Origin of the sequence: Limnohabitans planktonicus II-D5 (assembly GCF_001270065.2) — a bacterium.
Classification (GTDB): Bacteria; Pseudomonadota; Gammaproteobacteria; order Burkholderiales; family Burkholderiaceae_C; genus Limnohabitans_A; species Limnohabitans_A planktonicus.
The window spans coordinates 50,152-65,058 of sequence record NZ_LFYT02000026.1 but is presented as its reverse complement, the minus strand read 5'-3'; the positions used below and the strand labels follow the sequence as shown (position 1 = coordinate 65,058).

Genomic DNA, 14,907 nt, shown 5'->3' with positions numbered 1-14,907 from the left:
CCGTGCACTGGCCATTGCCGACCGTGGTTATGTGATGGACTCCGGTCTCATCACCATGACCGGTGTGGGCAAAGACATGCTCGAAGACCCCAAAGTCAGGGCAGCCTACCTGGGCGAGTGATCGCTTCAAGCGCTGAGATGCCAAAGGGCCGGTTCACCGGCCCTTTGGCTTTGTGGGGGTGTAACTGTGACTCATGCAGTGCGGGTTCGCAGGTGTCTGTCGGGGTCTTCGACCACCGACCTACGGCAGCGCGGTCCCCGTAGGTCGGCAGCTTCAGCTCCGACGTTTGTCCGCTTCGGTACAGGCTCATGTCGGGGTCTTCGACCGCCGACCTACCCATGCATCCCTGTAGGTCGGCACGCGCAGAGTCCGACGATGCTTGGCACCTGTGACAGGCGATTTATTGATCTGCATCAGGTGAGCATGTTCAGGCCTTGAACACAATGCGTCTGTTTTGCGCGTTGGCTTGGCTTGCCAGACGTGATGCATTGGGGAATGGGTGTTGGCTTTGCCCTGGGTTCGCACATACCTCTGGCCGCTTCGGGTGGGACCTGATTCAGCCTTGGTTCTGGGCTTCAGAGTCTCTGGAAGTCGGCGTAAATGGCCTGTGCCTGCGCAGTGCTCAGGCGGTTGCCGTGCTGACCGACCACGGCTGCAGCCGCACGGTTGGCCAGCGCCGCTGATGCCTCGGGGCTGTGGCCGTGGGTGATGCCAAACAAGAAGGCCCCGGCAAACATGTCGCCTGCACCATTGGTGTCTACCGCTTGGGTGGGCACGGCCGGGATGTCGCTGCGCTGCGCACCTTGCACAACGATGCTGCCCTTGGGGCCACGCGTCAGGCACAGCGTGCGGGCCAGCTGCGACAACTGGCCGATGATGGCCTCCAGGTCGGTGGTGCCGCACCAGGTTTGCGCTTCTTCTTCGTTGGCAAACAGATAGTCCAGGCCCTCTCCGATCATGGCTTCCAGCCCGGCGCGGCAGAAATTGATCATGCTCACATCGCTGAGCGTGAGCGCGGTTTGCACTTGGTGTGTCATCGCGATCTGGCGACCTTGCACAGCCGCTTGCAGCCCGGTGGGCGAGGCGGCTAGGTAGCCTTCCATGTAGTAAATGCGTGATTTGGCAATGTCGTGCGGGTGCAAGGCGCTGGCGTCCAGCTGCGAGGTGGCGCCCAAAAAGGTGCACATGCTGCGCTCTGCGTCGGGCGTGACCAGCACCATGCAGCTGCCGGTTTGTCCGGGCTGGGGCCGGGTGTGGTTCAGGTTGGTGGCCACGCCGTTGGCTTGCAGATCCTGGCTGTAATAAGCCCCGAGTTCGTCATCGGCCACGCGACAAGAGTAAAACGCCTTGCCCCCCAGTTGGGCCAAAGCCACCACGGTGTTGCCCGCCGATCCGCCGCCGGTGCGGCGGGCGTGCAAGCCCTGCACATGGTGCAGCAGTTCGGCGCGCTGCGGGGTGTCGATCAGGGTCATGTGGCGCTTGCTCACGCCCATGGTCTGCAAGAGTGCGTCAGAGACTTCGTATTCGGTATCGACCAGGGCATTGCCGATGGCGTAGAGGTGGTAGTGGGACATGGTCAGCAGGGCAATGAAAAGCAGCGAGTTTACCGGTGTGCCCTGAATGCATGGGGTTTGCAAGCGCTGGGGTGAATCCCGCATGTGTCGGGGCTGAAGCCGCCGACCTACGCCATACAAGGTCCCCGTAGGTCGGTACTCGAAGAGTCCGACGTTTGCCGCGTCGGCGCAGGCCCCATGTCGGGGCTGAAGCCGCCGACCTACAAATGACACCCCATGTCGGCAAATTCCGACATGGGTGCGCTTCGGTTCACATCAAACCCTGCTCGGCCATGGACAGGGCTTGTCCCTGGCCCACGATGATGTGGTCGAGCACCCGCACATCGACCAAGGCCAACGAGGCTTTGAGCGATTGGGTCAGTGCTTCATCGGCGCGGCTGGGCTGCACCGAGCCGCTGGGGTGGTTGTGTGAGAGGACTACGGCGGCGGCCTGGTGGTGCAGGGCGCGCATGACGACTTCACGGGGGTAGACACTGGTCTGGCTGAGCGTGCCCCGAAACAGCTCCTCCCAGGCCAGCAGCCGGTTTTGGCTGTCCATGAACAGCACGGCGAACACTTCGTGGTTTTTATGGGCCAGCTGCAACTGCAGGTATTGCTTGACGGCATCGGGCGTGTGAAAGGCCTGGCGCTCTTGCAGACGCTGGCTCAGCGCCCTGCGGGCGATTTCAAACACGGCCAGCAATTCGGCTTTTTTGGCTGGGCCCAGGCCCTTGACGGTTTTGAGTGATGCGGGGCTGGCTTGCAGCAAACCGGCAATGCCGCCCATGTCCAGCAGCTCCTGGGCCAGCTGGAAGACGTTTTTGCCCGCCATGCCGGTGCGCAGCAAAATGGCCAGCAGTTCGACATCGCTCAGGGCCTGCGGGCCTCGGGTCAGCAGTTTTTCGCGAGGCCTTGCATCGGCCGGCAAGTCCTTGATGCTCATGAGAATGCCCCTCCCTGGAGCCGCCTGGTGCCTGACTTGCCCCTGTCCTGGAGCGGGTCGGCCCGGCTTTTTACAATAGTGGCTTCTTTATGCCTGTTTCGCCGCGATTGCGGCATTCCAGAAAACCCTTATGGCCACTGTTCAACCCGGTTCCTTTTTGACACTTCATTACCGCCTGGCGGGTCCGCAGGGGGACATCATCAACACCTTTCTCGAGAAACCGGCGACCTTGTCGCTGGGTTCGGGTGAGTTGACGCCAGCCATGGAGCAGCGCCTGCTGGGCCTGCAAGAAGGCACCCGCACCGTCATGGAACTGCCCGCTGGCGAGGCATTTGGTGACCACAACCCCGACATGCAGCAGTGGGTGGCGCGCAAGCTGCTCAATGAGCTGGGCGACCCGATGGAGAAGTACGCCGCTGGCGATGTGGTGCAGTTTCCCACCCCCGACGGCCTGGGCGCCTATGCAGGCACCGTCTTGCAAGTGGGCGACGAGGGCGCGGTGTTGTTTGACTTCAACCACCCTTTGGCCGGGCAGCCGGTCACCTTTGAAGTGCAATTGATAGGAGTCTTGTGATGACCACTGAAGTTTTGTTGGCCGAACCCCGTGGCTTTTGTGCGGGTGTGGACCGTGCCATTGACATTGTTGAGCACGCACTGGCCAAGTTTGGTCGCCCGATTTATGTGCGTCATGAGATTGTGCACAACACCTATGTGGTCAACGACCTCAAGGCCAAGGGGGCGATTTTCATTGAGGAATTGTCCGAAGTCCCACCCGGTGCGACCTTGATTTTCAGTGCCCATGGCGTGAGCCTGGCGGTTCAGCAAGAGGCTGAACGGCGCGGTTTTCGCATCTTTGATGCCACTTGCCCCTTGGTCTCCAAGGTGCATGTGGAGCTGGCCAAGTTGCACAAAGAGGGCTACGAATTCCTCATGATCGGCCACAAGGGGCACCCCGAAGTGGAAGGCACCATGGGCCAGCTCGACAGCGGCATTCATCTGGTGGAAGACGTGGCCGATGTGGCCAAAGTGCAACCCTCTCAAACCGAGAAATTGGCGGTCGTCACCCAGACCACGCTGAGTGTGGACGATGCCGCCGAGATTGTGGCGGCTGTCATTGCGCGTTTTCCGCAGGTGCGCAGGCCCAAGCAGCAAGACATTTGCTATGCCACCCAAAACCGGCAGGACGCGGTCAAGTTGCTCAGCCCCCAGGTGGATGTGGTCATCGTCGTGGGCAGTCCCACCAGCTCCAACAGCAACCGCCTGAGCGAGCTGGCCAACCGACTGGGCACACCCGCTTACATGGTGGACAGTGCAGCAGAACTGCAGCCCCATTGGCTGGACAAGGCCCAAAAAGTGGGGCTCACGGCCGGTGCCTCAGCGCCAGATGTGCTGGTGCAAGAAGTGATTGCGCGGCTGCGCGAGTTGGGCATGGTGTCGGTGCGCACACTGGATGGCATACAGGAACACATCAAGTTCCCTCTTCCCAAAGGCCTCAAGTTGGATTGACGCCATCGATTGCCACGCTTGGCTCGCCATGATGGGTAAGAGAACGCATCCTTAAGCAAGAGATTGCCATGGCGGGGGAAAGTGTGATCCAGCAGCGGGTCACTACAATGAGGGCATGCTTGATATTGTTCTACTCCGCAAAGATCTGGACGCCGCTGTGGCGCGTTTGCAGACCCGTAAAAACCCCCAGCCTTTTCTGAACGTCGAGGCCTTCCGCGCTTTGGAGGGCGAGCGTAAAACGCTGCAAACCCGCACCGAAGAGCTGCAAAGCCAGCGCAACAGCTTGTCCAAGCAAATTGGCATGCTCAAAGGCAAAGGCCAGCACGCCGAGGCCGATGCGGTCATGGCCCAAGTGGGCGCGATCAAGGACGATCTGGATGCTTCGGCTCAGCGCCTGGAGGTGCTCCAGGCCGAGCTGCAAGACTTGCTGCTGGCTGTGCCCAATTTGCCGCACGAGAGTGTGCCGGTGGGCGCGGGCGAAGAAGGCAACGTCGAGGTGCGCCGTTGGGGCACGGTGCGCGCCTTTGACTTCGAGGTCAAGGACCATGTGGACATTGGCGAAAAGCTGGGCCTGGACTTTGAGACCGGCACCAAGCTGACCGGCTCGCGTTTCACCTTCATGCGCGGCCCGGTGGCGCGTTTGCACCGGGCGCTGGGGCAGTTCATGCTGGATGTGCAGACCGTAGAGCACGGCTACACCGAGTGCTACACGCCTTACATCGTGAACGCCGACACGCTGCGCGGCACGGGCCAGTTGCCCAAGTTTGAGGCCGATTTGTTTGCCGCCAACAAGGGCGGCCAAGAAGGCGAGGAAAGCCAAGCGCTGTACCTGATCCCCACCTCCGAAGTCACACTCACCAACGTCGTGCGCGACGAGGTGTTGGCCGAGGCCGATTTGCCGATCAAGCTCACGGCGCACACCCCGTGTTTCCGGTCCGAAGCGGGCAGTGGCGGGCGCGATGTGCGCGGTTTGATTCGCCAGCACCAATTCGACAAAGTCGAGATGGTGCAGATCGTGCACCCCGACAAAAGCTATGAAGCGCTGGAGGACATGACCGGCCACGCCGAAGCCATTTTGCAAAAACTGGGTTTGCCCTACCGGGTGATGAGCCTGTGCACCGGCGACATGGGCTTTGGTGCCAGCAAGACCTATGACCTGGAAGTCTGGGTGCCTGCGCAAAACACCTACCGCGAGATCAGCTCGGTGTCCAACTGTGAGGCCTTCCAGGCGCGTCGCTTGCAGGCGCGCTTCAAGAACGCGCAAGGCAAGAACGAGTTGGTGCATACCCTGAACGGCTCGGGCTTGGCCGTGGGCCGTGCGCTGGTGGCTGTGCTGGAGAATTACCAGAACGCCGACGGCTCGGTCACGGTGCCCGACGTGTTGCGACCTTATATGGGCGGCCTGGCGCTGCTGAGCGCATGATGGCCCCCCTGGCTTCATCACTGCCCAAGTCATTGCGGTCGGTATGGCTGGCCGCTTTGTTGAGCAGCGGCTTGCTCGGTTGTGCCAGCCAGGGATCGACAACCCTGGTCGCTGGCGATCCCAACGGTCAGGTGCAAAACCCGACCCAGCTTTTGGGTCAATTGCCTTTGCCCGCGGGCAGCCTGATTCGTGCCGACCAGTCATTGATCATTGGCGCAGGCGACAACTGGGTGGGCCGTGTGGTCTTGGATGTGGGGCGCGACTTTGACGCCGCTTTCCGCTTCTTTTTGGACACCTATCCCGCCCAGGGCTGGACCGTGGTGTCGGTGATTCGGGGTAAAACCAGCTTCATGGTCATGACCCGTCAAGAGCGCACAGCCACCTTTGAAATGGTGGACGGCGGTGTGATGAGCAGCAGCTCGGTGAGTTTGACCATGGCACCTCGCAACGCCGCTGTTATGGTGCCGAAGAAGCCCTGACGGCTCTGTTAGAATCACGGCTTCGACAAGAAACTCAGGAGCGATGGCAGAGTGGTCGAATGCGCCGGACTCGAAATCCGGTATACGGTTATACCGTATCGAGGGTTCGAATCCCTCTTGCTCCGCCAATGAATCAAACCCCGCTGTGTCGGGGTTTTTTTCTGACCCCAATGCGCACATGCATGCCTTTTGGGGCTTTCAAAGGTGACTGTTCATGATCAAAATTTCGCGCTGTGTGTTTTCTGTCTTGGCCATGTGTGTTTTGCTGCAAGCTTGCACGGTCTTGGCCATTGCCGATGCGGCAGGGTCTGCGGTGGTGTACGGTGTCAAGACCACGGTGAACGTGCTGGATGCTGTGACGCCCGACATCGTCAACAAGAAAAAATAATCCCAACAAAAAGGGCCTTCAGTGAAGGCCCTTTTTTTGTGTGCTCATGCGCGTGATCAGATGCCCAACCAACCGTTGGTGCGTGCAAAGTGCAGCGCCTGGGTGCGGCTGTTGACGCCCAATCGGCGGAACAGGCGCCAAAAGTGGACCTTGACCGTGTGTTCGCTGATGTCGAGTTTTTCAGCGATGTCGCGGTTGGACAGGCCTTGATCAAGCATCAGAATCAGCTGTTTCTGGCGCTTGGAGAGTTTGGTCGGACCTGCTGAGGGGGCTTCTTCATCAGAGGGTTGGTCCTCTGTGACCAGCAAGGTACGCAAGGCCGCAATGATCTGGTTGGGGCTGCTGGATTTTTCAATGAAGGCATCCGCACCGGCTTCCAGACATCGGTCTTCGTATTCGCTGGCACTGGAGCTGGTGACCACGGCCAAGGGCACATCCGGGAATTTGGCTTTGAGCACTTGCACCCCCGACATGCCCAAGGTGTCGGGTAGTTGCAAATCCAGGCAAAAAAGCTCTGCCGGCCCGTTTTTCTCGACCGTGGATTCAACCACGTTCAATTTATGGACGGGAATGATTTTGAGACCAGGCTTGACTCTGTGAACCAGCATGGTCAGCGCGTCGCGCATCAGGGGGTGGTCGTCGATGACGTAAACAGTCATGATTTGAATCTCTGCGTTAATCTGAAAGTATAAGGATATCAGACTTTTGTTGCTGTTCGCAAGTTTTTTGTTTAAAACAACAAAATCATTGTGGCTAAAAAGTCAAAGAAGGTCGAGATTTTCGCAGACGAGGCGGTGTTTCTCGGGGGTCATTGGCTCGAACACGGTGGCCAGTTCAGTCAAGGCCGCACCTTTTTCGTTTTGCAGGCGGGCAATGGTTTGACCGGCTTCATTTGGAGATGAAAAGGCCAAGCTTTGCAAGAGCACTTGCGCTTGTGCATCGACGAATTTGAAATAGAACTGGCCATCTTTTTCACGGTATTGCTTGAAGCTGGGCAGGGCCACTTTGCTGTCTTTGTGTTCGCTGGCCGTGGCATCCGAGGCCAGGGCACGCAGGCCCACCGCATGGCGCAATTCGCGCATGAATGGCGTGGCCAATTGGCGAGCTTTTTCGGCACCAGCCAGCAAAATCTTGTCCAGCTGGGCGGGGTTGTTGATCAGGCTTTGGTACTGCTCGCGCATGGGGGCCACTTCACGGTCGATGCGTTCAAACAGCACTTGCTTGGCGTCACCCCAGCCGATGCCGTCTGCATAGGCTTGGGCCAGCGTAGCGGTTTCTTCGGCGCTGGCAAAGGCCTGGTAGATCTGGAAGAGGGCCGAGCCTTCAGTGGCCTTGGGCTCGCCCGGTGCCTTGGAGTCGGTCACGATGGCCGCGATCTGCTTGCGCATCGTTGCAGCCGGGGCAAACAGCGCGATGGTGTTGTCGTAGCTCTTGCTCATCTTGCGGCCGTCCAGGCCGGGCAGCAGGGCCACGGATTCTTCGATCACCGCTTCGGGCAGTACGAAATGTTCCCCATACAGGTGGTTGAAGCTGGACGCCATGTCGCGCGCCATCTCGATGTGCTGGATCTGGTCGCGGCCCACCGGCACCTTGTGCGCCTTGAACATCAGAATGTCAGCGCCCATCAGCACCGGGTACATGAACAGGCCTGCGGTCACATCGGCATCGGTGTCCTTGCCTGCTTCGTGGTTCTTGTCCACGGACGCTTTGTAGGCGTGAGCGCGGTTGAGCAGGCCTTTGCCCGTGACACAGGTCAGCAACCAGGTGAGTTCGGGAATTTCGGGGATGTCGGACTGGCGGTAGAAGGTGACTTTCTCGGTGTCCAGACCCGAGGCAATCCAGCTGGCGGCGATCTCCAGCGTGGAGCGCTGGATGCGTGCGGGCTCGTCGCATTTGATGAGCGCGTGGTAGTCGGCCAGAAAATAAAAACCGTCGTTGTGGGCGTTGCGGCTGGCTTGCACGGTGGGTCGGATGGCGCCCACGTAGTTGCCCAGGTGCGGGGTGCCGGTTGTGGTGATGCCGGTGAGAACGCGTGTGCGAGGCTGGGAAGTCATGTGAATCGAGTGGGCGAAAGATAAATCAAAAAAGCACTGGTTCAAGGGACCAGGAATGACAAGGGGCTGAGGACCATCTTGATCAGATCAAAGGTCACACCCATCAGAGGCTGCATCCACAAACTGCTGACCACGCCGGTGATGACCAGGGCCATCACGATGAAAAACCCCCAGGGCTCCATGCGGGAAAACATCAGCGCCTGGCGCATCGGCAGCAGGCCGACCACAATGCGGCCCCCATCCAGCGGAGGCAGTGGAAACAGGTTGAAAGCGAACATGACCACATTGGTGAGCATGCCGGCCTTGCACATCTCCAGAAAAAAGCGCTCGGTGACGCCGCTGCCCACCAGCACATAGAGCAGCACACCCCACAACAGGGCTTGCAGCAAATTGGACGCAGGCCCGGCCAGTGCCACCCACACCATGTCGCGTTTGGGGTGACGCAGGCGGTCAAAGCGCACCGGCACGGGTTTGGCATAACCAAACAGGAAAGCGCCGCCAGTGCTGAAGTACAGCAACAGTGGCATCAAGATGGTGCCAACAGGGTCAATGTGGGGCAGGGGATTGAGGGTGACGCGCCCCAGCATGGCGGCGGTCGAGTCGCCCAGGCGCTGCGCCACAAAGCCATGCGCCGCCTCGTGCAAGGTGATCGCAAAGATCACCGGCAGGGCGTAGATCAGGACGGTTTGAATGAGTTCAGAGATATTCACCCCCCGATTGTCTCAGACCTCGGAGGGAACTTGCCTGATCCAGTCCCGCAGGTTTGGCCGCCACAGGGGCCAGACCTGCCCTTCACGCTGCCACTGGCAAGAAGCGTTCGACCAGCAATGACCAGTAGGCCGAGCCCACAGCCACGTTCTTGTCGTTGAAGTCGTAGCCCGGGTTGTGCACCATGCAAGCCCCGTGGCCGTCCCCTGAGCCATCGCCATTGCCAATCAGCAGGTAGCTGCCAGGCACTTCTTCGAGCATGAAAGCGAAGTCTTCGCTGCCATTCAGGGCGCGGCCCTGGCGCACCACTTTGTCAGCCCCCACCAGCTCTTCGGCCACATCGCGGGCAAAATCGGTTTCAGCCAGGTGATTGACCAAGACCGGGTAGCCGCGTTGGTAGTCGATGTCTGCCGTGACACCATAGCTTTGGGCTTGGGCATGGACCAGTTCGGTGATGCGCTTTTCGAGCAGGATGCGCACATCGCGGTCCAGCGAGCGCACGCTCAGTTTGAGCGTGGCGGTTTGCGGAATCACGTTGTTGGCCACCCCGGCGTTGAACGCGCCCACCGTGATGATCGCCATCTGCTGCGGGTCGACATTGCGGGCCACGATGCTTTGCAGCCCCATGACGATGGCCGATCCGGCCACCACCGGGTCGGCGGCCACATGCGGCATGGCACCGTGCCCGCCCTTGCCATGCAAGGTGATGGTGACGTTGTCAGAGGACGCCATGGCCGAGCCGTCACGCAAGACCAGGTGGCCTTGCGGGTGGCTGGGCATGTTGTGCATGGCAAAGATGGCGTCACAGGGGAACTGCTTGAACAGGCCGTCTTCCATCATCTTCTTGGCACCACCCAGGCCTTCTTCGGCGGGCTGGAAAATCAGGTTGACGGTGCCCGAGAACGCGCCTTTTTGCGCGATGTGCTTGGCCGCTGCCAGCAGCATGGCGGTGTGCCCGTCGTGGCCGCAGGCGTGCATGATGCCCACGTTGCAACTGGCGTAAGGCAGGCCGGTGGCTTCGTCAATCGGCAGGGCGTCCATGTCGGCACGGATACCGATGCTTTTGCTGCCCGTGCCCTTTTTGATCTGGCCCACCAGGCCCGTGCCGCCCAGTCCGCGCGTGACCTGGTAGCCCCAGGCGCTCAGTTGCTCGGCTACCAGATCGCTGGTGCGGTATTCCTTGTAGCCCATCTCCGGGTGCTTGTGGATGTCGCGGCGCACCGCGATGAATTCATCCGCCTGGGCATGCAGGGCGTGCAGTTTGTCGTGCAGAAAAGCTTCACTGGGTGCGTTCATGAAGGGCCTCTTTGGGGGTGGATTACTGGGCTTGCAGATTAATCGATTTGGCAATGGCGCGGTAGCGCTCGATGTCCCCAAGGTAAATGCGGGCCAGCTCGGCGGGCGTGCGCGAAGGCAACACCACGTTCCCGCTGCCTTCCAGGGCCTTGCGGGTTTCGGGCACTTCAGCGGCCGCATAAAAGGCCTTGTTCAGGGTGTTGACCACAGCGTCCGGGGTGTTTTTGTGCACTTGCACACCGGCCCAGAGGTCAAAGTCCATGCCTTCCAGTCCCTTCATGGTGGCCATGGCGGGAAATTGCTTGAACAGCGCGTGTGGCGTTTTGGCCGTGACAGCCAGTCCCTGGATTTTTCCGTCGATGAGGGTTTGGGGAATCGAGCCTGCCATGGGCAAGAAAGCCATGTCGATTTGCCCGCCCATCAAATCGGTGAGCAGGGGCGCAATGCCTTTGTAGGGCACATGCAGCATCTTCACCTGGGTCAGTTGGGAGAATTTTTCGCCCACCAGGTGGTACAGCGAGCCGGGGCCCACGCTGCCGTAACTCAGCGGCTTGTCCGAATTTTTGCGGGCCAGAGCCAGCAGTTCATCCACGGTTTTGACGTTGAGTGAGTTGCGCACGGCCAAGATGGTCGTGGTGGTCGCAAATTGGGCCACCAGTTTGAAGTCTTCGGGTTTGTACTTCACGCCCTGAATGGCCATGGGGGTCAGCACCAGTTCCATCGGGCTGCCCAAGCTCAGGGTGTAGCCGTCGGCGGGTGCGTTGACCAGTTTGCTCATGCCGATCGCACCACCGGCACCGCCAATGTTCTCGATGATCATGGGCTGGCCGAGTTTGGCCGCTGCGTCGGGCTGCACCTTGCGGGCAAAAAAGTCCGAGGGCCCACCAGCGGGGTAGGGCACGATCAGGCTGACGGGTTTGGCCGGGTAGGTTTGCGCCCAGGCAGCGCCACAAGCGCTGGAGGCTACAACCAGGCTGCACAAGAGGGTTTTGAGGTTCATGGTGTCTCCGATTGAATGTTTGAATGGGTGGGTGGTTCAAAAGCCACAAGCGGATCGTAGGAAGCTCAAATTCATGTGTCCAATGACTTATTTTTCTAATTTTCATTCTTAAAATGAATATATGAACCTCAAGCACCTGTCCCACTGGCTGGCCTTGGCCGAAACCGGGTCCTTCAGCCGTGCCGCTGAAAAGCTGCACATCACGCAGTCGGCCCTGAGCCGCAGCATCCAGGTGCTTGAAGACGAGCTGGGCGGACCTTTGGTGGACCGCATTGGCAAGAAAAACGAGCTCACGCCCCTGGGCCTCACGGTGCTGGAGCGGGCGCGGCGCATCGTGCACGAAGCGGCCGAACTCAAGCAGGGGGCTGCCTTGCTGCAACAAGGGGGGCTGGGCAACCTCAGGGTGGGTCTGGGCTCAGGGCCGGGCGCTTTGCTCATGACCCCTTGGCTGCGCCATGTGGCTCTGCACCACCCCGGCGTGCAGGTGTCCATTGGGCGCGGCGCGACCGAATTGCAGTTGCAGCAACTGCGAGAGCGTGAACTCGATGCCCTGGTGGTGGATGTGCGCCGTGTGGCACCTGCCGCCGATTTGCAGATCGAAGTCATGGCCGATTTGCGCGCGGGATTTGTCTGTCGCAAGGGCCATCCGCTGCTGCGTGCTTTGAGCGAAGCCGAGCAGCACGGCGATACGGGGGCCATGAGCCAGGCCATGCCTTTCGAAGCCCTGCTGGCTTACCCCATTGCCTCCACCCCCTTGTCGGACGAAGTGGCGCGGATTCTTGTGGCCCATTACGGGGCGGCCGCCGACCCGCAGCACATGACCACGCTGCGCTGCGAGGAAATTGCCAGCCTGATGGACACCGTGCGCCACACCGATGCCGTTTACCTGGGCATCATCGCGGCGGCGCAACACGGCTTGAAAAGTGGCGAACTGGTCGAAATGCCACTGAGCCCGGCCTTTGTCGGCGCAGCTCGACTGGCTCTGGTGACCCTGGCCGGTCGCACCGAGGCACCCATGATGGCTGTGTTTCGACGATTTGTGGCCCAGCAGATGCAAGAAGCTCAACCCGCTCTGGAAGACCGTGAGCCACCTGTTTTCCGGTAGACAGCCCTGCTGGCGATGGCTGAGGTGGTGGTGTGCGAGAGACCGCTGACAGGGCAAACCCCTATAAAAACAGTCGCTGCTTTGATTGATCCAGCCTGTGAAGTCTTCAATGCTCAAAGATGTTGTGGGTCGGCGGTCGAAGACCCCGACATGGCTTATGCCCAAACCCATCATGGCGGACTCTTCGAGTGGCGACCTGCGAGATGACATGTCTCACCCATTTCAAACTTCAGCGTGCCGGATCAGCAGCTGTTGCAGCGGGGCCTGCACGAGGGCAACCGTGCCTGAAAAAGTTTTGACTGGGACGTGATGGAACGCGTGCACGCCAAGGGCTGCATCAGCAACCCTGAGGGTAAGCAAAAATCGGTGGTCTGCACAGAAGAAGGTTTGCAGGCGTCGGGTCGGCAGTTTGAGGCACTTTTCGGCGCACCAAAACCTTAAGGTTTGCGTGTTCCAGTTGGCTGGGCAGCTTGCGGTTTTTTGTGCATGCGCGCTTTGCATGCGGCGGCTTTGGCTTCGGCCTCTTGTGCGTTACCCGCATCCACCAAGGGCAGCACAGATGTCAGCGGGTTCACCAGTCCCAGCAGCAGCGCTAAACCCAGCTTCATGCCCAAGGGGCCATTTTCCACCGTCACCAAAGGATGGGAAAAACTGCCCTGGATGAGCACAGGCGCGCGCAGCGTCAACACACTGAAATCCTTGGGCGCCACCATGGCACGCAAGTCCAGCTTTTCTGTGGCAAGGGATAGGCTGCCTTCTGCCCAGAGTGTCGAGTCAGAGGTGTCAAGCACCCACAAACGCAGGCGCAGAGTGCCAGCCGACACACGCAGGTCTGCCAGAGCGCAGTCCAGTTTCAAGGAGTCATCGCCTTGGAGATACACGCCCAGAGATTCGGCCACATCCAGTCCCGCCATCTCCACCAGCAGATGCGACACCGTGCCACCCACCACATTGGCATGGATATCGCCCTCCAAAGTGGCCAGGATTTCAGCGGTGGAACGGCCTTGGCCTTGCACCTTGGCGTGACCCTTGAGCAGACCAGACACATAAGGTGGCCGACCTGCGGGGCGCTTTTGGTGAATCCAGCGCTGCAGTTGCACGCCGTCCCAATTCAGGGCAGCCACCCAGTTCGCAGTGTTTCGCTGGCCGTTGAGCGACAGAGTGCCAGCCAGATGGCCCTGGGCCGTTCGGGCCTCAATGCTGGACAGCGTGAGCACGCCGTTGAACAGCGTCAAATGCGTCTTGAAAGGACGCAGGGGTTCGAGCCACTGGGTGGGGGGATCGACTTGCTGAAAGGCGATGTGCAGATCGGCATCCATGGCGCGTAAAGAGGCCAGATCAAAGGGCCGGGAAGGCAGGACCTTGGCTCGAGATGCGCTGGTGTTGGATGCCTGGGGCGCGCCTACGGCCGGTGCCAGATCCTCCAGTTTCAAGCGTGTGCCGTTCAGCTGTCCGCGCAGCCGAGGCGGTGTGGTCGCTTTATCGAACACAAAGTCACCGCTGAATTGGCTGCTGCCCACGCGGGCTTTGTGCAAAGCCACGGCCCAGCGATCACTGCTGCGCTGCACCTGACCACTGGCGTTGAAAGCCGGCGTGGTGGGCAGCGTCACGCCCAAGGGCTCACCGATGACTGCCAGCGACGGACCTTTCACTTGGAAAGTGCCGTCCAGGCCATTGAGATGGAGAAAGTCGCGAGCGGCGCCTTCAAAATTCAGGCTGGCTTGGCCCAAACTGGCCGCCAGCTTGACAGCCACCGGCGTTCCCTGAGCCGCGTCCACCTCCCAAGGCAGTGCGCCGGTGGATTGCAAGGTGATTTGGAATGCGTTTTGCCGGTAGTGACCACGGGCGGTACTGCGTAAAACGCGGTTTTGTGAGACCAGAGGGGCGGATGACGAGCCTGCAGGGCTGCTCAGGTTCAGTTGGGCTTCAAAGTTCAAGGCCAAGGGCGCATCGCTGAAATGCACTGTGCCAGCGGGCAGATCGATGTTTTGAATGCGTGGCGGCTTGGGGGCCGCGCCACTCTTGGCCATTTGCCAGCTGGCTTGACCATCGGCAGTACGCTCCAGATAAACCGTGAGCTGCCGGGCAGCCAAGCTCTGCACAAGCAGTTGATGACCCTGCCATGCACGCCACACATCGCTGTAGCGCAGGTGCAAATCAAGGTCTTGTGCCGACAGAAAATACGGCGCACGACTCCAGGCCGGTGCGCCTATTTCCAGGAAACGACTTTGCAAGCGGATGCCGCCCCAAAAGTGCAGTGAAGCCGTTGCCTGGCCTTTGTCATTGGCCGCACTCAGGCGCACATCGCGCCCGAGCTTTTGTTGCAACTGACTTTGCAATGGCCCTGCCAGAAAAGGCCAGCCCATCGACTCACCCACGGCCAAGCCCACGCCCAGGATCAGCACCAAACCCGCAGGAACCCAATGCCAAGGCTTGATCAAGCCAAAACCC

General features: G+C 60.2%; 14 protein-coding genes, 1 tRNA gene and 2 pseudogenes. 9 read left to right on the top strand and 8 right to left on the bottom strand.

The window, feature by feature from the left end; translation table 11 throughout:
• Positions 1-121: pseudogene (locus H663_RS36735) on the top strand (ABC transporter ATP-binding protein); the annotation flags it as partial.
• A 455-nt stretch (positions 122-576) separates the two neighbouring features.
• Here H663_RS36735 and H663_RS36730 read toward each other — a convergent pair.
• Positions 577-1,575 (bottom strand): adenosine kinase, encoded by a 999-nt coding sequence (locus tag H663_RS36730; RefSeq protein WP_053171544.1) that lies wholly within the window; start codon positions 1,573-1,575, stop codon positions 577-579.
• A gap of 250 nt (positions 1,576-1,825) precedes the next feature.
• On the bottom strand, positions 1,826-2,497 hold the full coding sequence (gene radC, locus H663_RS36725; RefSeq protein ID WP_053170315.1) for a RadC family protein: 672 nt from the start codon (positions 2,495-2,497) through the stop codon (positions 1,826-1,828).
• Positions 2,498-2,627: 130 nt separating this feature from the next.
• Between radC and H663_RS36720 the strand changes: the two genes are divergently transcribed.
• From H663_RS36720 to H663_RS41710, 6 genes are all read left to right on the top strand, one after another.
• Positions 2,628-3,071 carry an FKBP-type peptidyl-prolyl cis-trans isomerase gene (locus H663_RS36720; protein ID WP_053170313.1) on the top strand — a complete coding sequence of 148 codons (444 nt, stop codon included), beginning with the start codon at positions 2,628-2,630 and terminating at the stop codon, positions 3,069-3,071.
• Positions 3,071-4,003 carry a 4-hydroxy-3-methylbut-2-enyl diphosphate reductase gene (gene ispH / locus H663_RS36715; protein ID WP_053170312.1) on the top strand — a complete coding sequence of 311 codons (933 nt, stop codon included), beginning with the start codon at positions 3,071-3,073 and terminating at the stop codon, positions 4,001-4,003. The genes H663_RS36720 and ispH overlap by 1 nt, the downstream gene beginning before the upstream one ends.
• Positions 4,004-4,118: 115 nt before the next feature.
• Positions 4,119-5,426 (top strand): serine--tRNA ligase, encoded by a 1,308-nt coding sequence (gene serS, locus H663_RS36710; protein ID WP_053170311.1) that lies wholly within the window; start codon positions 4,119-4,121, stop codon positions 5,424-5,426.
• Positions 5,423-5,905, top strand: a complete 483-nt coding sequence (locus tag H663_RS36705; protein ID WP_053170310.1) for a hypothetical protein — start codon at positions 5,423-5,425, stop codon at positions 5,903-5,905. The genes serS and H663_RS36705 overlap by 4 nt, the downstream gene beginning before the upstream one ends.
• A gap of 37 nt (positions 5,906-5,942) precedes the next feature.
• Positions 5,943-6,033 (top strand) — tRNA-Ser (locus tag H663_RS36700).
• 86 nt (positions 6,034-6,119) lie between these two features.
• Positions 6,120-6,293, top strand: coding sequence for a hypothetical protein (locus tag H663_RS41710; protein WP_165803943.1), 174 nt, complete (start codon positions 6,120-6,122; stop codon positions 6,291-6,293).
• Between the two features lie 56 nt (positions 6,294-6,349).
• On the opposite strand, the gene H663_RS36695 is transcribed toward H663_RS41710, so the two are convergent.
• The 5 genes from H663_RS36695 to H663_RS36675 form a co-directional block, all read right to left on the bottom strand.
• Entirely contained in the window at positions 6,350-6,952 is a 603-nt protein-coding gene (locus tag H663_RS36695) for a LuxR C-terminal-related transcriptional regulator (protein WP_053170309.1), read from the bottom strand.
• Between the two features lie 102 nt (positions 6,953-7,054).
• Positions 7,055-8,347 carry a tryptophan--tRNA ligase gene (locus tag H663_RS36690; RefSeq protein ID WP_053170308.1) on the bottom strand — a complete coding sequence of 431 codons (1,293 nt, stop codon included), beginning with the start codon at positions 8,345-8,347 and terminating at the stop codon, positions 7,055-7,057.
• 41 nt (positions 8,348-8,388) lie between these two features.
• Positions 8,389-9,057 (bottom strand): site-2 protease family protein, encoded by a 669-nt coding sequence (locus H663_RS36685; RefSeq protein ID WP_053170307.1) that lies wholly within the window; start codon positions 9,055-9,057, stop codon positions 8,389-8,391.
• Between the two features lie 82 nt (positions 9,058-9,139).
• Positions 9,140-10,351, bottom strand: coding sequence for a M20 aminoacylase family protein (locus H663_RS36680; protein ID WP_053170305.1), 1,212 nt, complete (start codon positions 10,349-10,351; stop codon positions 9,140-9,142).
• Positions 10,352-10,373: 22 nt separating this feature from the next.
• Positions 10,374-11,351: a Bug family tripartite tricarboxylate transporter substrate binding protein gene (locus H663_RS36675; RefSeq protein WP_053170303.1), complete on the bottom strand. Its 978-nt coding sequence runs from the start codon at positions 11,349-11,351 to the stop codon at positions 10,374-10,376.
• Between the two features lie 121 nt (positions 11,352-11,472).
• On the opposite strand from H663_RS36675, the gene H663_RS36670 reads away from it, so the two are divergent.
• Both H663_RS36670 and H663_RS42485 read left to right on the top strand, forming a co-directional pair.
• A complete protein-coding gene (locus tag H663_RS36670; RefSeq protein ID WP_053170301.1) occupies positions 11,473-12,456 on the top strand; it encodes a LysR family transcriptional regulator in 984 nt (327 codons plus the stop codon).
• A 300-nt stretch (positions 12,457-12,756) separates the two neighbouring features.
• Positions 12,757-12,897: pseudogene (locus tag H663_RS42485) on the top strand (DUF6429 family protein); the annotation flags it as partial.
• Here the strand turns inward: H663_RS42485 and H663_RS36660 are convergent.
• Complete coding sequence (locus H663_RS36660; RefSeq protein ID WP_053170299.1) at positions 12,894-14,897, bottom strand: AsmA family protein; 2,004 nt, start codon at positions 14,895-14,897, stop codon at positions 12,894-12,896. The pseudogene H663_RS42485 and the gene H663_RS36660 overlap by 4 nt on opposite strands.
• Between the last annotated feature and the right edge of the window lie 10 nt (positions 14,898-14,907).